We start from the raw sequence: 21,216 nt of genomic DNA, 5'->3' as shown, positions 1-21,216 counted from the left end.
TTCGGGTTCCTTTATAGAGCGGCTACCGGGTAACCTTTCCAAAAGGCAGCCCCAATTCGTAATTCGTAATCCGTAATTCGTAATTATTTAACAAGCATTCTCACTCCTGCATACAAAATCAGCACCGCCGTGGCGCCTGCTACCCACCTGGGTTTCAGCACGCGGGCGCTCAGCCGTGCGCCGATTTGTCCGCCGATGATCACCGCCAGCAGCAGCGGCCCGGCGAAAGCAGGCTCAAATAGGATGGCATTTTTAGCAGCCTGTCCCATCAGGCCGGCAATGGAATTGACGAGGATAAAAAAGCTGCTCAGTCCCGCTACATTCTTGGCGGTATCGTATTTTCCTAACCGCAATACCGGCGCCAGGTAAATACCGCCGCCGATGCCGGTCATACCGGAAAGCAGACCGATAGCTCCGCCGATAACGCCGTACAGCACGCCGTTGCCCTCCCGCAATGTCTCCGTTTCCTGATTACGCTCGAAAAAGAGCCGGTAGCACATGAACACCGCCGCCAGCGTGAGGGCTATACCGAGCAACAGGAAAAAGGTTTCCTGCTTAAGCGGCAGGTAGCTGCCCGCAAAAGCCAGCGGCACGCTGACGAAAGACAGCAACAACGCCTTTTTCATCGGCAGGTGGCCGCTTTTATAAAAATGGTATACACCTCCCGCCACCACCGCCACATTGCAAAGCAGCGCCGTCGATTTCATCAGCTGAAAATCAATGCCCCACAGGGCCAGGATAGCGAGATAGCTGGAGCCGCCGCCGAAGCCGGCAGCCGAATATACCAGCGCTACCGCAAAAAAGAGGATACAGAGTTCTATGGTCACATCAATAAGTTTGCATCTGGTCATCGATGACACAAGCCCAGGCATGAATGCCGCCTTCTATATTATACACCTGTGTGAACCCCATCTCCACCAAACGCTGTCCTACCGCACGGCTGCGCATACCATGATGACAAAGCACCGCTACCGGCGCGTCCGGCTGTAAGGCGCTCACACGGCCCAATACCTGTCCCATAGGGATATGAATGGCCTGCGGCAGATGGCAGATCTCCCATTCGTCATCTTCTCTCACGTCCAGCAGCTGCAGGGCTTTCCCTTGTTGCAGCCATTCCTGTAGTTCCTCTACCGAGAGGGATTGCAGATTATTCACTTCACAAACAGTTTGCTGGTAGTTGCCGGCCAAACGCGTTATCTGACGGTTAGCCGCTACCGGTGTAATAGTAAAAGTCAGGTGCGTATTATTCAGCGTATCGATCGTCAGCAACTGGTTTTTCAGTGGTGTGCCGATGCCCGTGATCACCTTCACTGCTTCATTGGCCTGGTAACAACCGATGATACCGGGCAATACGCCCAGTACGCCAATCTCACTGCAGTTCAGCATCTCGCCGGACTCCGGCGCTTCGGGGAAAATACAGCGGTAAGTAGCGCCGCCCTGGTAATTAAACACGCTCACCTGTCCTTCGTATTTATAGATGGCGCCGTATACCAGCGGTTTACCGGAAATCACACAGGCATCGTTTACGAGGTAACGGGTGCCAAAGTTATCGGAACAGTCTACGACCACGTCGTAGGCGCCGATGATTTCCAGCGCATTGTCTGTCGTAAGCCAGGTATCGTGCGGTACGATCTCCACTTCCGGGTTGAGCTGGTGGAGGCGGGCAGCCGCCAGCGCCAGCTTGGGTTTCCCCTGGTCGGCCGTATGATACAGCACCTGCCTTTGCAGATTGGTCACCGATACGGTGTCGTGCTCCACGATACCTATTTTTCCAACACCCATGGCCGTCAGGTACTGTAGTACAGGAACACCGAGGCCGCCGGCGCCGATCACCAGTACGGAAGCGGCCTGTAATAAACGTTGTTTGTCCGGGCCGAAGCCTTCCAGTCTTGTCTGCCGGTCGTATCGTTGCATAACATATCGTCTTTAAGGATCATGGTTTCACCCGGCGGTACATCGTCACCAGGTCTGTAAATTGTCCGTCTCGCTGTTGTATGCCATAAGGCAGGCGGCCACATTCGAGAAAACCGAAGTTGCGGTAGAGGTGTATGGCCTTATCGTTGGAGGCAAACACCTGCAGGTATATCAGCTGTATTTTTTCATGTTCTTCCGCCCAGCGCAACATAGCCGTCATTAGCCGGCGGCCGATGCCGAGGCTGCTCCAGGCGCGTTCTACGGCAATACCCATTTCGGCGGTATGACCTCTTTTATGGTATCCGCTGTGGTTGACCGTAATGGAGCCTACCAGCGTATCGTTGGCAATAGCCACCAGCATCAGCTGGTCGGGATTCTTCAGGTAAGTTTTAATAAAATCCTCTTCTGACTTTTCGCTCATTTCAAGCGCTTCTCCGGGGGTGAACAACAGGAAATCCGTTTCCTGCGTCATCCGCTGGAAATTGCGCAGCAGCCCCAGGGCGTCTTCTATCACAGGTGGCCGGATGATCAATTCCGCTCCGTTAGGCAAAAAGTGTCTCATAGTACGAAAATAAAAAAAAGCAGCCGGTTTAGGGCTGCTCTTTATTATCAAAAGCTGATCGTGTTTATGCAATCTTGTCTGCCCCGAAATAGCGGTGCAGTACGGCCGGCAATTGGATACCCGCTTCCGTCTGGTTGTTTTCCAGCACGCAGGCCATGATACGGGGCAGCGCCAGGGAGCTGCCATTCAGGGAATGCGTCAGCTGCGGCTTACCGTTGGCTTCTTTGAAACGGATCTTCATGCGGTTGGTCTGGTAGGTCTCGAAGTTAGACACAGAGCTCACTTCCAGCCATTTTTGCTGCGCGGCGCTGTATACTTCAAAATCGTAGGTGATGGCAGAAGCAAAGCTCATGTCGCCGCCGCACAACCGCAGGATGCGGTAAGGCAGCTGCAGGCTGTTGAGCAGTTTTTCCACATGCGCCACCATCTCGTCCAGCGCTTCGTAAGATTTCTCCGGATGAACGATCTGTACCAGCTCTACTTTATCGAACTGGTGTACCCGGTTGAGGCCACGTACGTCTTTACCGTAGGAGCCGGCTTCACGGCGGAAGCAGGGGGTATAACCGGTCATTCTGATCGGCAGATCGGTGTCTTTCACGATTTCATCGCGGTAGATGTTGGTCAGCGGTACTTCTGCCGTGGGGATCAGGAAATAGTTGTCCTCCGTGGCATGGTACATCTGTCCTTCCTTATCGGGCAGCTGGCCGGTACCGAAAGCGGAAGTTTCGTTGACCAGGTAAGGCGGTGCATACTCAGTATAACCGTTGTCGAGGTTGAAATCGAGGAAATACTGTATCATAGCGCGCTGCAGGCGGGCGCCCTGTTTTTGGAAAACGGGAAATCCGCTGCCGGTAATTTTATTACCCAGTTCAAAATCAATCAGCTGGTACTTTTTGGCAAGGTCCCAGTGAGGCACCGCATCAGCAGCCAGTGTGGGAATATTGCCACCACGGCGCACTTCCACGTTCTCTTCCGGCGTGTGGCCGGGAGGTACGATGGCGGCAGGCAGGTTGGGTAATTTTACCAGGGTGTCATGCAGTGCTTTTTCGGTAGCATTCAACTCCTCGTTCACCGGTCCCAGTTTCTCTTTCAGGGCGTTAACGGCAGCGCGTTGCTGTTCGCCTTCTTCTTTTTTACCCTGTGCCATCAGTTTACCGATCTCTTTGGAGAGACTGTTGACCTGCGCTTGTGTTTCATCATATTCCTGGGTGAGGCGCTTACGCTTGTCGTCCAGGGCCAGCACTTCGTCTACCAGGCCCAATTCCTTAAAGTTTTTCAGGGCGAGGCGCTCTAATACCAGTTCTTTATTTTGACGTATAAACGGTACTTGTAACATGTTGTATTATTAAAAAATTTGCTCAAAGATAGAAAAATAGCATTTAGCTGAGATATTTACCTACTATCGGTATCCTGCGGCCCACACCAAAGGCCTTGGACGATACGCGGATGATAGGGCAGAATTGATTCCTTTTGTATTCATTGGTGTTGACCATTTTTAAGGCCCGCGAAACCAATGCGGAGTCAAATCCCTGAGCAATAATTTCTTTAGGTCCCTGACGGCGTTCGATGTACTGGTACAGCAGTTTGTCCAGCACAGCGTAGTCCGGCAGGCTGTCGCTGTCCTTTTGATTAGGGCGCAGCTCTGCGGAAGGGGCTTTGTCAATGATGTTTACCGGAATGATCTCTTTGTCCCGGTTGATATACCGTGCGAGGGCGTATACCTGCATTTTGTACACGTCGCCCAGTACGGACAGTCCGCCGGCCATATCGCCGTAAAGCGTACCGTAGCCGGTAGACAGTTCACTTTTATTGGAGGTATTCAGCAGGATGTACCCGAACTTATTGGAGAGCCCCATCAGCAGGTTACCGCGGATACGGGACTGGGTATTTTCTTCTGCCACATTGAAGGGCAGGCCCTTGAAATACGGTTCCAGCGTGGCAAGGAAGCTCTCGTAAATATCGTTGATGCGGATAATGTCGTAAGGGTTGTCCAGGTTTTTGGACAGCGCCACAGCATCATCTACAGAGTGTTCGGTAGAATAGGGAGAAGGCATCAGCACAGCGCGTACGTTCTCACTGCCCAGCGCATCGCAGGCAATAGCGAGGGTGACTGCGCTGTCGATACCGCCGGAAGAGCCCAGGATGGCCTTTTTGAAGCCCATCTTACCGAAATAATCGCGGATACCCATCACCAGCGCATCGTATATCCGGTTAATGTTATGATCGTACACCAGTTCCGTGAGCGGTGTGAAAGCGACCATTTCAGCAGGCGCTTCCCCTTTGGACACCAGGTCTTCCAGGTCCATGCCGCCTATGGCCTCTTCGAAGTAGGGCAGCACTTTCGCTATATTACCGGCAGCGTCGTAAATGAGGGAACCGCCGTCGAACACGATCTCTGTCTGGGAGCCCACGGTATTGCAGTAATACATGGGCAGCCGGTATTTAAGCACGTTGGCGCGGATGATCTCTTTACGGTCTTCATCGTGGTCATAGTCGAACGGAGAAGCGGAGAGGTTGATCATCACGTCCGGCTCCTGTCCCATCAGCATATCCATAGGGCACACGCGGTACAGCGGGTTATCGCCCAGGTTCCAGATGTCTTCGCAGATGGTCACCGCCAGTTTCTTTCCTTTAAACGGAATGATGTTCCATTCATAGGAGGGCTCGAAGTAACGGTATTCATCAAAAACGTCGTAAGTGGGAAGCAGGGTCTTATGTACCACCTGCTTTACTTCGCCTTCATGGAGGAACCAGGCGGCGTTGAACAGGTCCTTGCCTTCCCGCTGGGGGTTACGGGCCGGGCAGCCTACCAGCACAGCGATCTCCTGTGTATGGGCTTTGATCACGTCGATGGCGTGATAACACTGCCGGATAAAATCTTCAAATTCGAGAAAGTCACGCGGAGGATAACCACAGATGCACAGTTCGGAAAACACCACCAGGTCTGCGCCCTGCGCTTTGGCTGCGGCTATGCCCTCGATGATCTTCTGCGTATTGTGTTCGAAGTTACCTATATGATAATTCTGTTGTGCCAGTATAATTTTCATACCCTTGAAAAAAGTTTAGATTGGCTGTTACTAAAAATATACGCCCAGCCGCAGCGCAAAGCTATTCATATTTACTTTACCATCATTCCATTTGCCGTTCCGCGTCACGTCCACGAAACCGTTCTGGTAGGTAAGGCCGACGATACCGGTCAGCGTTTCGCCCAGGGGATATTCCACGCCGGCGCCGATGAGCATGCCGATATTGATGCGGTTCATTTGGGGCAGTATGTTTACCCTGTCATGGGTTTCATTCAGGGAGATGACATCCGCCCTTCCGCTGACCGGGAACGCGAAAAAAGTACCGAACTGTCCCCAGAAATTGAGATTATCCGACGACGTGGTCCGCAGCTTCAGCGCCACCGGTATCTCAATATAGGTGAGTTTCATATTATACTCCGAGGGATTGGCTTTAAAATCGTTCAGCCCCTTGTCCGCGTCATATTTCAGCTTACTGCCACCGAGCACTACGTTGAATCCTGATGCCAGGGCATAGTTACCGGCTTCATTCAGGCTGAAGTCGGCCATGAGCCCGAAACTCAGGCCCGCTTTGGCGCTGTTGCGGTTTACGCCCGATTCCTGCGGTTTCAGGATCGAGATCATCGGATCTAACTTAAACCCCAGCCGTACCTTGCGGGTGAAATCACCATACCCGCTCTGTGCCATCCCCGCAGTAGCTATCCCTAATGTTAATAGTAGCAAAAAAAACCTTTTCATATGAATCAAAATTACGAATTACGAATTACGAATTACGAATTGAGGGCTGCCGTTTGGAAAGGTTCCTTAACAGCCTGCCTGAAAACAAATTACCAATTTGTAATTCGTAATTCGTAATTCGTAATTCGTAATTCGTAATTTTACCCAATGCGAAACACCCCTACATACTCCCTGCTGACCGGCTGCCTCACGGCGCTGTTTCTCTATGCCTGCAATACCGGTCCCAAAGCGCCGGATGTAAGTCATATACCCATGAACGTTAGTATCCACCGGTTCGACTCGGCGCTGTTCACTATCGATACCAATAATATACAACCGGGCCTCACCCGCCTGCATCAGTCTTATCCGCTTTTCATGCCGGTTTATATCTCGGAGATCATGAACTTCGGCGCTTTTGCAGACAGCAGTAAGGAAATACAGCATCAGTTGCGGCTTTTCCTTGCCAACCGCGATTTCCGGCAACTGGAAACGGCGGTGTCCCAAAAGTATGCTAATACCGGTGCCCTTCAAAAAGAGCTGGAGCAGGCATTTCGTTATACCAGGTACTACATCCCCGCTTTCCGGGCGCCCAAAATAGTTACTTTTACCTCCGGTATCGCCAATTATGGTGCCATTACGATCGACTCCATTTTGGGAATAGGCCTGGACATGTATATGGGAGCCGATTTCCCGCCATATGCCCAGATCCCGGACTACCCTGATTATATGATCCGCCGTTTTGCGCCGGAGTATATTACCACCAACTGTATGCAGGTGCTGCAGCAGCAGCTGTATCCCGCGCCCCGTAGTGGCGGCGGCCTGCTGGAACAGATGATCGAGGCCGGCAAACAACAGTATTTCCTGTCCAAAGTACTTCCTCATACGCCCGATTCTATCCGTCTCGGCTACACGAAAGAGCAGTTGCAATGGTGCCGTGACAATGAAAAAATGATCTGGCAGTTTTTTGTACAGAACAACCTGTTATATACAACAGACTGGCAGCAGATCAACCTTTTCATGAACGATGCACCGGCTACCCAGGGCATGCCGGAAGGGTCTCCCGGAAAAATCGGCTACTTCGTGGGCTACGAAATCGTGAACAAATACATGGAAAAACATGCTGACGTAAGCGTTCAGCAACTAATGGAGTCGAGAAATCTGCTGGAAATATTTAAGGCGTCTAAGTACAGACCCTGAATCAATTACGAATTACGAATTGAGGGCTGTTTTTTGGAAAGGGGACTTAGTAGTCGCCTATAAAACAGCCCTCAATTCGTAATTCGTAATTCGTAATTCGTAATTGATTTAGTTGAGCTTGAAAGGAACAACCATCTGGAATTCAGGAATCCTCACTTCGAAGATTTTCTTATCCAGCTGGTTTTCCATCTGGTAGGTACCGTACATCTTTCCTATTTCAGTGCGGAGGTTGGACCCCGAGACGTATTGATAAGTCTCGCCGGGGGCCAGTAACGGCTGTACGCCTACAACGCCTTCACCCTCCACTTCGCGGTGGGTCCCGTTGGAATCGATAATATACCAATGGCGGCGCAGCAATTTGATGGGGAAAGTATTGTTGTTTTCAATGGTGATACGGTAAGCAAACATGAATTCGCTTCCAATAGGATTAGAATAATCCGGCTGGTAGAATGTTTCCACGCTGATAGTGATTCCCTCTGTTACCTTCTTAACCATAAAATCAACCTTTGACGTAAAAATAAGAAAAATAAAGCCAGTGGGGGTAAAAATTATATTTCCCGCAACACTTTAACGATTTTTTAAATAATTTCTATCCCCTCAAGGATGCCCGGGTCTGCTTCCGCCTTTCTGGCGGCCACTTCCAGCGGATTGTCGTAATACCCCCGCCGGGCACACTGGTAAAGATACCGGGCCAGGAAACCTATCATGCCGTATTCCCTGTACTGTTTCACATGGCAGGCCTCGTGCCGGAGCCAGGCAGTATTGGACAGGAACTCTAACCGGGACGCCCCATGCAGATGAATGGTGCGTCCCAGTACCATGGCCACTCCCTTTACCCGCATCACCTTTGCGGCAATGCGGGCCAGCCCTGAATCAACCCTTATACGGCATCTTATTTTTTCCAATCCTTTTTCCCGAATAACGTAAATCTACGGGAAATATTGAAACCCCAGCGGAACTGCCCCTGCAGCCACGAGGTGGTGGTTTCGGGGAGAAACTGGCTCTCCTGGATGGCGCTGGAGTTGGTAAAGTTGAGATGGAACACGTGGCCCCCGGTTTCTATTTCCAGTCCCACGCCGAGCGGATTATAAAAGGTGATGCCCTGCGCTTTGTAGTAATCGCGGCTCGCCTGGGAGCGGAACGGGTAAAAATATTCCGCCACAATGCCTATCCTTTTGGACAGCTTCAGCCGGCCGCCCACGCCAAGGGCAAACATATTGTTCATGTCCATATATCCCACGCGGTTACGGTGCACGTAGGTGGGCGACAGGGAGAAGGCCAGCCGGTCGCCGAACTTGCGGGACACGATGCCCTGGGCCACATAGCTCAACCGGTCGGAAGCGTCGCCAAACCAGGCCGCGTGGTGCGGGTCTTCCTCCGAGCTCATCATCGACATCACGGCCGTGCCCAGTACGGCCACGGACACCGGCACATAGTTATCCTGCGTTTGCTCCACCAGCCTGTATTTCACCAGCAGGTCCAGCAACTGGTGCTGCACCCCGGAGCCTTTGGAACGCCCGATGCCCGCCATCAGCCGGTCGGTGATGCCATACTCCAGCCCGATACGGATGTCAGTGGAGTTATCGATGCCGTAAAATGTTTTAGCCCCGCCGAACTCGCCGCCCAGGTCGCCAAAGCGGTGGTCCACACGGACGTCCAGCTCATGTTTGCGTAACATGTCTGTAGAATGTCCCATAATGATACGGGTGCCCTTGTAAGTGTACAGTACTTTCGGGTGCGCCGGACCGGTAGAGTCAAACAGCTGGCTCAGGTCCTGCTGGGCCTGCGCATAAATGCTGATGCCGGTACACAGCATCAGAAAAGCAATAATTTTCATGGGTACTTTTAAATAATGTTTACAATGATTACCGGTTTACCACGGTGTACACCGCGTTGACAGTTACCGCCACCACTTCGGCAATATTTTTTACCACCATGGTAGGCACGTCGATGCGATGGTCTGCAATACGGATGTTGAAAGTAGAACCGGCCGTGATGCTACCGTCTTTCACCGTGATGGTGCCTTTTTCACGATAGGGCTTGTCCACCCCGTGCAGGTTGAGCGTACCTTCCACGGTCACCTGGTAGGTGCCGTTACGGTTGAGGTCTGCGTTCTCCAGCACTTTTCCTTTGAATTCGGCAAACGGATACTTGTCGCTCTCCAGATAATTTTGGTTGAAATGGTCCTGCATCAGCTTTTTCCTGAACTGGAAAGAGGCGATGGGGACCTTAAAATAAATAGCGCCGGTTTTTACGTTGATGGCAGACACGCCTTTGTCGGTTTTAGCCTCTATATCTTCCAGCGGCGCTGAGGAAAAGAAAGAGAACCGGGTATTCCTACAGGAGAATACATCCTGCGCTGATACCGCACCGGTGATGATCACCATGGAGAAAAGAAGGAACAGGTTTTTCATGAGCAAAAAAGATTTGGATTTACTGATCAGGCATACCATGTTCTATCCAACAGGCGATGGAGTCCTTCATTCCTTTCGACAAAGCGGGGAACCGTGATGGCGGCATATCTGCCTGCGCACTGGTAACCCGTTGCACAAAAACTGCCCGGGAAGCTGTAATGTAGGCCTTCAGCTTATCCGGGGAAGAGAAGTCAGCGCGGCCTCTCGGGATATTGCCGGTATGGCATCCGCGGGAGGTACAGTTGGCCTGGATGGCCTGATCGGCATAACTGGTGACAATACGGGCTACTTTACAGTCAAGGCCCTCGTTCGGGATCACCGGTGCCGGCGCCTGTTCATTTTTACAGGCTGCCAGCAGGATACATCCCGCTAACAAAAGATGGGTTTTCTTTTTCATAATAGCTTATTAACCTGTATCTGATACGAAAGATGCAGTGAATGGGTTGCCAGGGTTATACTATTTGGATTTAGTTGTTATTTTGCAGAAAATATGCTACCCGTGACCATAGAACAAATCTATCATATCTATCTGCAGCATTTTAGCATCCAGACAGACACCCGCAAGTTGCAACCGAATGATATTTTCTTTGCCCTGAAAGGGGGTAATTTCAATGGCAACGAATTTGCCGCTAAAGCGCTGGAGATGGGCGCTGCCTTCGCCGTTGTGGACGAAGCGGCCTATTATACGCAGCCGGATAAAATGGCACTGGTAGATAATGCGCTGGAGACTTTACAGGCGCTGGCCCTGTGGCACCGGAAACAATTAAACATTCCTTTCCTGGCCATTACCGGCACTAACGGTAAAACCACTACGAAAGAACTGGTAAACGCCGCCCTCTCGGCCGGCTTCAAAACATACGCCACCGTCGGCAACCTCAACAACCATATCGGCGTGCCGCTGACCATCCTGGCCATCAAGCCGGACGTGGAAATAGCTGTGATTGAAATGGGCGCCAACCATCAGAAGGAAATTGCGGGTTACTGCAAAATTGCGCTGCCCACACACGGCATCATCACCAATATTGGTAAAGCCCACCTCGAAGGCTTCGGCGGCGAGGAAGGCGTCCGCATCGCCAAAGGGGAGCTGTATGATTACCTGCGCGACAACAACGGTACGGTGTTCGTGTGCAACGATTACCCCTATCTCCTCGAAATGAGCAAAGGCATTCCGCACATGGTGACCTATGGCAGCAAAGAGGCCGATTACACCGGTACTCCCGCGGCGGATAAGGCATTGCTGGGTGTGCAGGTCAACAACAATAACATCGGATTTATACAAACCAAACTTACCGGCGCCTACAATTTCCCGAACGTGATGGCTGCCGTGGCCGTAGCCAGCCACTTTAAAGTGCCGGCAGAAAAAATCGGTCCCGCCATCGCCGCCTATACGCCGTCCAACAACCGCTCGCAGGTGATGCAGCAAGGCACTAACACCATCATCATGGACGCGTACAACGCCAACCCATCCAGTATGAAAGCCGCCATCGACAACTTCCTCGGCATCGAAGCGCCGAAGAAAGTACTGATGCTCGGCGCCATGATGGAGCTGGGTACCGACAGTATTAAAGAACATGAAGCACTGGTGGAACAATTACAACGCCATCACTGGGAAGCGGTCGTATTAGTAGGCGGTGATTTTAAGAAAGTGAATCATCCGTATATTTACCTCGACAATTCCGCGGAGGCTGCCAAATGGCTGCAGCAGCAACAGTTCCAGGACACGCACATACTGATTAAAGGTTCCCGCAGCACCGGCATGGAAAAAGTGCTCGCCTGATCAGCAATAATCATGTCCATCACAATTACGTTACAATAATTTGAAAACAAATGCGTTTAATACCGTAAACGCATATATGCGGACCATGGGTACACTGAATTTTAAATGCATCGTGTACCTGCAACAACGATAGAAAACCAGTAATGCAGTGATGATACATGTAGTTAATGCGAACTGATCTTATCAGCTGCTTTCATTGCCATCTAAGATATCCTATAAACTATCCGCCCTTTTGATTTTTTGTTTCTTTTAAAATATCCAAAGAAACGAAATGGAAGAAGTGTGGAGTTAGCTAAAAAAAAAGACCTGCAAGCTAAAAAACCCGCAGGTGTTCATAACCTATGCCAACTTTAGAGTAATCGTGAAAGCTTAGACTTTATATTAACTATAAAAATCAAGCTTTATAATATCTTGAGTTTATAAGGATCTGTCTTTTTAATTTTTGTTTTTGATTGTCTTTTATTGAGATAACATATCAGAAAATATATTTGTTCAAAAAAACTGAAAAATTTTTGGGCAATTATTCTCTCTGATTTTGGTTTTTGGGTTCCCTTTCGGGGTCACTCTATTTATCTACGTATCACAGGATCTCTTTGGATTGCTAAAATGGAAAAAAAATTTAAATAATTTTAATTATTAAAATTCATTATGTCTAACTAATTCGTTATTTGATATCTTGACAAATTTCGATCAAAACCCCGTTGGTATTTTTGGGGTGCAGAAAGCAAATCAGCTTGTTATCAGCCCCTTTTTTGGGTGTTTCCTGTAATAACACAAACCCTTCCTGCTGTAATCTGGCCATCTCCGCATAGATATCCGCCACCTCAAACGCAATGTGATGCATGCCTTCTCCCTTTTTAGCCAAAAATTTAGCTATGGCACTGTCCGGCCCCGTCGCCTCCAGTAATTCTATCTTGGTTTCCCCCTGTTGAAAAAAAGCCGTCAGCACCTGTTCGCTGCTAACCTCTTCCTTTTTATAACAGGGCGTATTCAATAGTTTCTCGAATAACGGAACAGACACGTCCAGGGATGCTACTGCGATCCCGATATGTTCTACTTTCAGCATGAAAATTCTTTTGTCGGTATGATGAATGGCGTCTTGCCTAACCCGGTAAAAATAGAACTTATGTCGTAGATTTGGATTGTTTGCGAGATGATATAAAAAATAAAGAGAATATGTTAGACCTGCCTGTTTACCTGGACAATAACGCTACCACGCCCTGCGACCCGCGGGTGCTGGAGACCATGTTGCCGTATTTCAGCGTCATGTTTGGCAACGCGGCCAGCCGCAGCCACGCTTTTGGCTGGGCGGCGGAAGCGGCGGCAGACCAGGCCCGCGAACAGGTAGCCCGGCTGATAGGGGCGCAACCGCAGGAGATCGTATTTACCTCCGGCGCCACGGAGGCCGTCAACCTCGCCATCAAAGGCGTTTTTGAGACCTATACGGCCAAAGGCAACCATATTATCACCTGTCAGACCGAACACAAGGCGGTGCTGGACACCTGCAAACACCTGGAGAAGAAAGGCGCCGTGGTGACTTACCTGCCGGTCAACAGTGACGGGCTTCCCGACACGGCCGCACTGGAAGCTGCTATCACCCCGCAGACGATTCTCCTGGCTTTTATGTATGCCAACAATGAAACCGGTGTGATCCATCCGGTGCAGACCATAGGCGCCATCGCCAAAAAGCACGGCGTCATCTACCTCTGCGACGCTTCCCAGGCCGTGGGAAAAATACCGGTCAATGTGCTCAGCGACCATATCGACCTGCTGACGCTCAGCGCCCACAAGATGTACGGGCCCAAAGGCGTGGGCGCCCTTTACGTAAGGCGCCGCGATCCCCGGGTAAAACTTACTGCGCAGATGGACGGCGGCGGCCATGAAAGAGGCATGCGCTCCGGTACCCTCAACGTGCCCGGCATCGTAGGACTGGGCAAAGCCTGTGAGATCGCCCAACAGGAAATGGCCGCCGACGCAAAAAGATTGTCGCTCATGCGAAACCGCCTCCAGGAAGCGTTATTACAAATAGAACATGCTTATGTGAATGGTTCCGTAGAACACCGTCTGCCGCATGTGATGAATATTTCCTTTAAATATATAGAAGGCACCACCTTACTGATGGGATTTAATAAAACAATTGCACTCTCTTCCGGCTCCGCCTGCACGGCGGCCTCCATGGAGCCCAGCTATGTGCTGAAAGCCCTCGGTATCGGCGACGACCTCGCTCATGCCTCCCTGCGCTTCGCCCTGGGCCGGTTCACCACGGATGAACAGATCGATTACGCTATCCGCACCGTTACCGGTACCGTTGAACAATTACGGGCAGAAAGCCCTCTCTGGGAAATGTACCGGGAAGGACACCTCGCCGATAGCGCTTCCTGGGCTCATCCATGATTTTCCTGCCGGCAACCATAATCTTATATATTTGTATTTTTATGTATCCTAATCCTTACAAAACTGTCCATGCTTGCCATCTTTAAGAAAGAGATCAACCAGTTTTTCAGCAGCGTCACCGGCTATGTGGCCATCGTACTGTTTTTACTGGCAAACGGCCTGTTCCTCTTCGTCTTCCCCGATACCAGCCTGCTCGACACCGGTTACGCCAACCTGGACCCGCTGTTCGACCTCGCTCCGCTGATCTATCTGTTACTGATACCCGCTATCACTATGCGCTGCTTTGCCGACGAATTTAAAACCGGCACCATGGAACTGTTGAGCACCAAGCCACTCAGCTGGTGGCAGATCGTGATGGGTAAATTCTGGGGCAGCCTGCTTATTGTAGGCATCTCCCTGATACCAACCGTAGTATATTATATCGCCGTACGGCAGTTGAGCGTAAACCCACAGCAGCTCGACAACGGCGGCATGCTGGGCGCTTATACCGGCCTGTTCCTGCTGGGCGCCGTTTTCACTGCTATCGGCCTGTGGGCGTCTTCGCTGACCGCCAACGCCATGATCGCCTTCCTGATCGCCGTTTTCACCTGCTATATTTTTTACAATGGCTTCGACGCGCTCAGTAAAATCCCTGCTTTCAGCGGCGGGGCCGACTATTATCTGCAGATGGCCGGTATCCGGTTCCATTACACGTCTGTCAGCCGCGGGGTGATCGACAGCCGCGATATCATCTACTTCATCAGCGTTATCGGCCTGATGCTGTATCTCACCAAATTATCCCTACAAAGAAAACTCTGGCAGAACGGTTAATATAAACAGTATGGCTAAACGAAAAAAATATATACAACAGGCGCTCGTTATTATCCTCGTACTGATTGGCGTGAACATTGCCGCGGCCTACTTCCATGGCAGATGGGACCTGACTGCGGAGAAAAGATATACGCTCACCGGCAGCACCAAACAGATGCTGCGGCAGCTCAACAGCCCGGTAGATATAGAAGTGTTCCTCAAAGGGGATTATCCGGCCTCCTTCAAACAGCTGGCCCAGTCCACGCAGGAGCTGCTGGAGGAATTCCGCGAATATGGCAAACAGAACATCCGCTTTACTTTCATCAACCCCGGCCAGGGCCTTTCAGACTCCGCCCGCATGAAGTTCTTTGGTGAGCTGACCGCGCAGGGCATCATGCCGTTTAACATGAAAGTGCAGGAAGACGCCAATGACAGTTACGCTGAAAAACTCATCTTTCCCGGCGCACTGGTGCATTACAAGGGAAAAACCATCGGCGTCAACCTGTTGAAAAACCAGGGCGGGCAAGACCCCATGCAAACCATGAACAACTCCGAAGCCCTGCTGGAGTACCAGTTCGCCAACGCCATCAGCAAATTGCAGGAGGAGAAAAAGCCGCTGGTAGGGTATATGCTGGGCCATGGCGAATCGCTGGGCGCAGAAGTGTACGACGCCCTCACAACGCTCCAGGCCGGCTACGGTCTGGACACGCTCACGCTGCAATCCGTTCCGCTGATTCCGCATGACTTTGACATCATCCTGTTTGCCAAGCCAGCAGCGGCTTTCAGCGATCAGGACAAATTAAAGATCGATCAGTATGTGATGAATGGCGGAAAAGTGTTCTGGTTTCTCGATGAAACCAACGCATCGATGGACAGCCTGCATCAACGGTCCGAATTCCTCGCTTTCGACAGGGGGTTGAACCTGGAAGACCTGTTATTCCGCTATGGCGTGCGCATCAACCAGGACCTGGTACAGGACCTGCAATGTGATATTGTGCCGCTGGTAGTAGGCAATGTGGGCAACCGGCCGCAGATCCAGCCGGTGCCGTTCCCGTATTTTCCCATGCTGACGCCAACGGGCGCACATCATATTGTAAAAAATATGGATATGGTGCTGAGCCGCTTTGTCAGCTCTCTTGATACCGTAAAAGCGGAAGGCGTGAAAAAAACCATTCTGCTCACCACCTCCCGCAGCAGCCGCCGCGTACGCATCCCGGCGCAGGTGAGCTGGGATATTGTAAAAACAAAACCCAATGTCCGCGAGTACCGTGAGCGCAATATACCTGCGGCCGTATTGCTGGAAGGGCATTTCACCTCGCTGTTCCGCAACCGGCTGGACCAGGCCACCATGGCCGCTATTCAGCAGGCAAGCGGCAGGCCTTTCCGGGAAACAGCTGATACTGTCAATACGATGATCATCGTCAGTGACGGCGATCTTATCGCTAACGCCGTATCCCGTAAAGACGGGCCCCTGCAGATGGGCATCAACGAATTTAATCCGGGCTTTGCCTTTGCCAATAAAGAGTTTTTCCTCAACTGTCTCGAGTACCTGAGCGGCAATAGCGGCATCATGGAAAGCCGGAACAAGGAGTTGACCCTCCGTTTGCTGGACGCAGAAAAAGTTAAAAAGGAAAAAACAAAATGGCAGGTGATCTGCTTCCTGGTGCCGATAGGGCTGGTGCTGCTTTTTGCGATGGTATTCCAGTTTGTGCGCCAGCGTAAGTTTGCAGAGTAGGCACGCAAAGGGAGAAAGGGAGCAAAGGGCGCTAAGAAGCGGAGAAGAATGACAAAAAAACATCTGTCTTAATATTAGAGTAATAACCCATGCATATAGCAGATGACCAGCGTCATCCGTTTTTAATTTTTTTATATGCATTTTTAGTTTCGGGTGGCATGGCGCTTTTCCATGTATATCTTCGCGCTCTTTGCGCGCTTATGTGCCTTTGCGTGTAGAAATACCTATCTTTGCCGTTCACAAAAAGCGTGCGTTTCATGACACCTATCCAGTGGACATATCTCATTTTTAGTATTGTGATAGTCCTGGCTTTAGTTTTTGATTTAGGCTTATTCAGTAAAAAAAACACCAAAACAACGTTAAAGACTGCGCTGTGGCAGAGTATTTTCTGGGTGGGCCTGGCCATACTGTTCTTTGGATTTATGTGGTTTGAAGATGGAGCGGAAATCGCCATCAGCTTCATGAGTGCTTATCTCATGGAGAAATCACTGTCGATGGACAATATTTTTGTGTTTATTCTCATTTTCAGTTTCTTTAAAGTAAAGGAAGAGCACTACTCGCGTGTATTATTGATAGGTATCCTGATGGCGCTGGTCTTCCGGGCTATTTTCATCAGTGTGGGCGTGGTGCTGATTGCCCGGTTTCACTGGATATTGTACCTTTTCGGCGCATTCCTGTTGTACACCGGTTATAAAATGTTTACCGCGAAAGCGGACGATGAGTTCAAGCCGGAAGAAAATATGGCTTACCGGTTTATGAACAAATACCTGCGGGTGACGCATGAAGAGGCACATGGAAAATTTGTGGTCCGCAAAAATAATAAGGTGTACCTGACGACGTTATCTGTAGTAGTCATGATGCTCGCCGTGACCGATATTATTTTCGCCCTGGATTCCATTCCTGCGGTATTTGCCATCTCACAACAGCCGGTTGTGGTATATACCTCCAACATATTTGCGGTACTGGGATTACGTTCCCTGTTCTTTTTGTTGAGAGGGGCGGTAGATAAATTCGATTATCTGCCTCAGGGGATTGCGATCGTACTGATATACATCGGACTGAAAATGCTGGCAGATTACTTTATCCATATACCGGTATACGTATCGTTGCTGGTGATTGTTTTTTGCCTGGGAGGGTCTATCTGGTACTCCCTCCGTCATCAGAAAAAATGAGATACCGGAAACCGAAAAGCCTAGTAATAAAACGGCTGCTATAAGAGTCATAGCAGTGGTTAGTGATTATTCAAATCTGATAAAAGTGTATAACGCAGCAAGCATTAACAAGACACTCAAAGGGGAATTGTTGCAAGAGACCGGATTTTCTGAAATTGAACATCTGTTACTGGACAGCCGGAAGCTGAGTTTTCCGGAAACATCTGTGTTCATACCCCTTGTTAGCCCCCGGCGCAATGCTCATCAATACATGGAGGAGCTGTACCGCAAAGGGGTTAGCAATTTCATTGTGAGTGAACCCGTGCCTTTGGAAAAATATCCTAAAGCCAACATCATCCTGGTAAAAGATACGCTGCAGGCCCTGCATACGCTGGTAGCATTCCACCGGCAGCAGTTCCATATTCCTGTCATCGGTATCACCGGCAGCAACGGTAAAACCATCGTTAAAGAATGGCTGTACCAGTTGCTGGAAAAGGATTACAACATTGTACGCAGCCCGAAGAGCTACAACTCCCAGACAGGCGTGCCGCTCTCCGTATGGCAGATGAAACCGGAACACCAGCTGGCTATCTTCGAGGCCGGCATTTCTCAGCCCGGCGAGATGGTGAACCTGGAAAAGATCATCCGTCCTACCATCGGTATCTTTACCAATATCGGCGAAGCCCACAGTGAAGGATTTCTCAACATCCGGCAGAAGATCAACGAAAAGCTGGTCCTCTTCGCCAAAAGCGATATTCTTATCTATTGCAAAGACTATCTCGCCCTGAATGAGTGCGTATTGTCTTTCCACAACCAGGTCGGCAAGAAAGAAAACCAGGAAGGCGGTGGCGGCGGTCCGGAGCTCTTCTCCTGGTCCCGCAAAACAGACGCTGACCTGCGTATTGTTACCATCGAGAAACATGACAACCAGACCCGTATTGAAGCGCTGTACAAACAGGAAACACTGCACATCAATATTCCTTTTGTAGATGAAGGCTCTATCGAAAACGCCATTCACTGCTGGGCCCTCATGCTGTATCTCGGCAAGGAACAGGAAGTGATCCAGCAACGGATGGACCTGCTCAGTAACATCGCCATGCGGCTGGAACTGAAACAGGGCATCAATAACAGCTCTGTGATCAACGATGCGTACAACCTCGATCTGGGCTCGCTGACCATTGCGCTCGATTTCCTCCAGCAGCAACAGCAGCATGCCACCCGCACCGTCATCCTGAGCGATATCCTGCAAAGCGGCAAAAGCGACGCCACCTTATATGAAGAAGTGGCCGACCTGTTGCAGAAAAAGGGCATCAATAAACTGATCGCCATCGGGAAAAACATTGGCCGGGAAAAGAAAAGTTTCCAGCAGGTGGAAGGCTTAAAAACACAGTTTTTTAATACCACCGATGAATATGTTCAGCAGTTCAACGCCGATGATTTCGAGAACGAAACCATCCTGGTGAAGGGCTCCCGCGTTTTCCAGTTCGAGCGGATCGGAAAACTGCTGGAGCAGAAAGCGCATCAGACTATCCTCGAGATCAACCTGAGCGCTATTGCACACAACGTGAAACAATATCAGTCGTTGCTGAAGCCAGGCACCAAGCTGATGGCCATGGTGAAAGCATTCTCCTATGGCAGCGGCAGCTTTGAAATTGCCAATCTGCTGCAGTTCCATGGCATTGACTACCTCGCGGTGGCCTATGCAGACGAAGGTGTGGAACTGCGCCGCGCCGGTATTACCATGCCGATCATGGTAATGAATCCCGAGCCGGCCAGCTTTGACGCAATCCTGCACTGGAACCTCGAACCGGAAATTTATTCCATGGGCATCCTGTTGCAGTTTATGGAAGAAGTGAGTGCTGCAGGCAAGACCGAATTCCCGATCCATATCAAGCTGGACACGGGTATGCACCGCCTCGGCTTTGTGAAAAAGGATATCCCCGCATTGTCGCAGGCGCTGACAGCCAACGAGCTGCTGAAGGTACAGTCCATTTTCAGTCACCTTGCCGCCAGCGAAGACCCGGAGAAAGATGCGCTGACACAGCAGCAGGGCCGTTTGTTCTATGAAATGAGCCATGAACTGCAAAAAGCGCTGAGTTATACCGTGATCCGCCACATTTCCAACAGCTCCGGCATCACCCGGCATCCGGAACTCCACCTGGACATGGTAAGACTGGGTATTGGCATGTACGGCCTCGATTACAGCAATGGCATCCAGGACCAGCTGCGGAATGTCAGCACCCTGAAAACCACCGTGGCACAGCTTAAAAACCTGGAAATCGGCGACAGCGTGGGCTATGGCGCCCGCTGGACTGCCAAAGCGCCGGCAGTGACCGCCACCGTACGCATCGGTTATGCCGACGGGTATCCCCGCAGGCTCGGCAATGGTGTCGGCAAAATGCTCATCCGCGGCAAACTCGCCCCCGTTATCGGCGCAGTGGCCATGGACATGCTGATGCTGGACGTGACGCATATCCCGGATATCATGGAAGGCGATGAGGTGATCGTTTTCGGTCAGGACCTGTCTGTACAGCAATTGGCCGACTGGGCGGATACCATTGCCTACGAAATATTAACAGGAATTTCACAGCGGGTGAAAAGGGTATATTTTCAGGAATAATGATATATTGCAGGTTTCGGACTTTGAAATAATCTGTTATTTTTGATAAAATTTTAATATCAATTGAAATATCGTCACGTAGTTTTTATTGTTATCCTTATCCTGGTTATTGATCAGACGCTGAAATTCTGGATCAAGACGCACATGTTCATGCAGCAGGAGTTCATCATTTTCCCCAACTGGTTCCGTATCCACTTCATTGAAAATGAAGGGATGGCCTACGGTCTCAAATTTGGCGGCGACTTCGGCAAAATCCTGCTGACCACCTTCCGGTTGGTAGCAGTGGTGGCCGGCTTCATCTACATGAAAAAGCTTATCCGGGAAAAATACAGCACAGGTTTACTGATCTGTGGCTCCCTGATCCTGGCCGGTGCGGCCGGCAACCTGATAGATAGCATGTTCTACGGGCTTATCTTCAACGACAGTATCGGCTACGAAGTAGCACAGTTCATGCCTCCCGGCGGTGGTTACGGCAGTTTCCTTCACGGCCGCGTGGTGGATATGCTGTACTTCCCCATCTATGAAGGTTACCTGCCCAGCTGGATTCCCTTTAAAGGTGGTGATTACTTTGTGTTTTTCCGCCCGGTATTTAACATCGCCGACGCCGCCATCTCAGTTGGCGTGATCACTATCCTGCTGTTCCAGAAACGGTTCTTTGCCCGGCATACCGCCGCCCAACAGGAGAAAGCCGCCAGCCACGCGGAGATCTAACAGAGATTTAGTTATTTGGATATTTTGTTATTTAGATATTTTTTGAGGGATTTTTTGATTTTCGGATCGGGAAATCCCTCACTTTTTAATTCACTCCCAATAGTCCTGTAAACAAAGAATCCCAAAATCTCGAAATCATACCCCTTCATTATCAACCTCTTGTAATTTATTTTTTTTCTCTGCTTTGAAATGAACAAAGCTCATTTTATATT

20 protein-coding genes are annotated in these 21,216 nt (G+C 50.4%); 8 read left to right on the top strand and 12 right to left on the bottom strand.

Annotation, left to right across the window (positions count from 1 at the left end):
* Positions 1 to 83: 83 nt before the first annotated feature.
* The 6 genes from HF324_RS03475 to HF324_RS03450 all read right to left on the bottom strand — a co-directional run bounded on the left by HF324_RS03475 (position 84) and on the right by HF324_RS03450 (position 6,237).
* Positions 84 to 827, bottom strand: coding sequence for a sulfite exporter TauE/SafE family protein (locus HF324_RS03475; RefSeq protein WP_168809562.1), 744 nt, complete (start codon positions 825 to 827; stop codon positions 84 to 86).
* 1 nt (position 828) lies between these two features.
* Positions 829 to 1,914, bottom strand: a complete 1,086-nt coding sequence (locus HF324_RS03470; RefSeq protein ID WP_168861908.1) for a HesA/MoeB/ThiF family protein — start codon at positions 1,912 to 1,914, stop codon at positions 829 to 831.
* 19 nt (positions 1,915 to 1,933) lie between these two features.
* The gene (locus HF324_RS03465; RefSeq protein ID WP_168809558.1) at positions 1,934 to 2,476 is read right to left on the bottom strand and encodes a GNAT family N-acetyltransferase; all 543 of its coding nucleotides are present in this window, start codon (positions 2,474 to 2,476) and stop codon (positions 1,934 to 1,936) included.
* Positions 2,477 to 2,540: 64 nt separating this feature from the next.
* Positions 2,541 to 3,812: a serine--tRNA ligase gene (gene serS, locus HF324_RS03460; RefSeq protein ID WP_168809556.1), complete on the bottom strand. Its 1,272-nt coding sequence runs from the start codon at positions 3,810 to 3,812 to the stop codon at positions 2,541 to 2,543.
* Positions 3,813 to 3,855: 43 nt separating this feature from the next.
* Entirely contained in the window at positions 3,856 to 5,523 is a 1,668-nt protein-coding gene (locus HF324_RS03455; RefSeq protein ID WP_168861907.1) for an NAD+ synthase, read from the bottom strand.
* A 30-nt stretch (positions 5,524 to 5,553) separates the two neighbouring features.
* Entirely contained in the window at positions 5,554 to 6,237 is a 684-nt protein-coding gene (locus HF324_RS03450; RefSeq protein WP_168809552.1) for a porin family protein, read from the bottom strand.
* 147 nt (positions 6,238 to 6,384) lie between these two features.
* On the opposite strand from HF324_RS03450, the gene gldB reads away from it, so the two are divergent.
* Positions 6,385 to 7,413: a gliding motility lipoprotein GldB gene (gldB, locus tag HF324_RS03445; RefSeq protein ID WP_168861906.1), complete on the top strand. Its 1,029-nt coding sequence runs from the start codon at positions 6,385 to 6,387 to the stop codon at positions 7,411 to 7,413.
* Between the two features lie 108 nt (positions 7,414 to 7,521).
* Here gldB and apaG read toward each other — a convergent pair whose 3' ends face one another.
* The 5 genes from apaG to HF324_RS03420 form a co-directional block, all read right to left on the bottom strand.
* On the bottom strand, positions 7,522 to 7,908 hold the full coding sequence (gene apaG, locus HF324_RS03440; protein WP_078669198.1) for a Co2+/Mg2+ efflux facilitator ApaG/CorD: 387 nt from the start codon (positions 7,906 to 7,908) through the stop codon (positions 7,522 to 7,524).
* An 83-nt stretch (positions 7,909 to 7,991) separates the two neighbouring features.
* Entirely contained in the window at positions 7,992 to 8,318 is a 327-nt protein-coding gene (locus tag HF324_RS03435; protein WP_168809548.1) for a DUF4157 domain-containing protein, read from the bottom strand.
* Complete coding sequence (locus HF324_RS03430) at positions 8,306 to 9,250, bottom strand: DUF5777 family beta-barrel protein (RefSeq protein WP_168809546.1); 945 nt, start codon at positions 9,248 to 9,250, stop codon at positions 8,306 to 8,308. Before HF324_RS03430 ends, HF324_RS03435 begins: the two co-directional genes overlap by 13 nt.
* A gap of 28 nt (positions 9,251 to 9,278) precedes the next feature.
* Positions 9,279 to 9,827 (bottom strand): YceI family protein, encoded by a 549-nt coding sequence (locus tag HF324_RS03425; RefSeq protein ID WP_168809544.1) that lies wholly within the window; start codon positions 9,825 to 9,827, stop codon positions 9,279 to 9,281.
* 19 nt (positions 9,828 to 9,846) lie between these two features.
* The gene (locus HF324_RS03420) at positions 9,847 to 10,224 is read right to left on the bottom strand and encodes a hypothetical protein (RefSeq protein ID WP_168809542.1); all 378 of its coding nucleotides are present in this window, start codon (positions 10,222 to 10,224) and stop codon (positions 9,847 to 9,849) included.
* 93 nt (positions 10,225 to 10,317) lie between these two features.
* On the opposite strand from HF324_RS03420, the gene HF324_RS03415 reads away from it, so the two are divergent.
* Positions 10,318 to 11,604, top strand: a complete 1,287-nt coding sequence (locus tag HF324_RS03415; RefSeq protein WP_168809539.1) for a UDP-N-acetylmuramoyl-tripeptide--D-alanyl-D-alanine ligase — start codon at positions 10,318 to 10,320, stop codon at positions 11,602 to 11,604.
* Between the two features lie 664 nt (positions 11,605 to 12,268).
* Here the strand turns inward: HF324_RS03415 and mce are convergent.
* Complete coding sequence (gene mce, locus HF324_RS03410) at positions 12,269 to 12,670, bottom strand: methylmalonyl-CoA epimerase (protein ID WP_168861905.1); 402 nt, start codon at positions 12,668 to 12,670, stop codon at positions 12,269 to 12,271.
* Between the two features lie 110 nt (positions 12,671 to 12,780).
* Between mce and HF324_RS03405 the strand changes: the two genes are divergently transcribed.
* From HF324_RS03405 to HF324_RS03380, 6 genes are all read left to right on the top strand, one after another.
* Entirely contained in the window at positions 12,781 to 13,998 is a 1,218-nt protein-coding gene (locus HF324_RS03405) for an IscS subfamily cysteine desulfurase (RefSeq protein WP_168861904.1), read from the top strand.
* Positions 13,999 to 14,067: 69 nt separating this feature from the next.
* Positions 14,068 to 14,808, top strand: coding sequence for a gliding motility-associated ABC transporter permease subunit GldF (gene gldF / locus HF324_RS03400; protein ID WP_168809534.1), 741 nt, complete (start codon positions 14,068 to 14,070; stop codon positions 14,806 to 14,808).
* A gap of 10 nt (positions 14,809 to 14,818) precedes the next feature.
* Complete coding sequence (gene gldG / locus HF324_RS03395) at positions 14,819 to 16,522, top strand: gliding motility-associated ABC transporter substrate-binding protein GldG (RefSeq protein ID WP_168861903.1); 1,704 nt, start codon at positions 14,819 to 14,821, stop codon at positions 16,520 to 16,522.
* 257 nt (positions 16,523 to 16,779) lie between these two features.
* A complete protein-coding gene (locus HF324_RS03390; protein ID WP_168809530.1) occupies positions 16,780 to 17,694 on the top strand; it encodes a TerC/Alx family metal homeostasis membrane protein in 915 nt (304 codons plus the stop codon).
* Positions 17,695 to 17,779: 85 nt separating this feature from the next.
* Entirely contained in the window at positions 17,780 to 20,293 is a 2,514-nt protein-coding gene (locus HF324_RS03385; protein WP_168809520.1) for a bifunctional UDP-N-acetylmuramoyl-tripeptide:D-alanyl-D-alanine ligase/alanine racemase, read from the top strand.
* 63 nt (positions 20,294 to 20,356) lie between these two features.
* On the top strand, positions 20,357 to 21,004 hold the full coding sequence (locus tag HF324_RS03380; RefSeq protein ID WP_168809518.1) for a lipoprotein signal peptidase: 648 nt from the start codon (positions 20,357 to 20,359) through the stop codon (positions 21,002 to 21,004).
* Positions 21,005 to 21,216: the final 212 nt, after the last annotated feature.

Source organism: Chitinophaga oryzae, assembly GCF_012516375.2.
Classification (GTDB): domain Bacteria; phylum Bacteroidota; class Bacteroidia; order Chitinophagales; family Chitinophagaceae; genus Chitinophaga; species Chitinophaga oryzae.
Note: the sequence above shows the minus strand (reverse complement) of the source record. Positions and strands in the feature narration are given on the sequence as shown.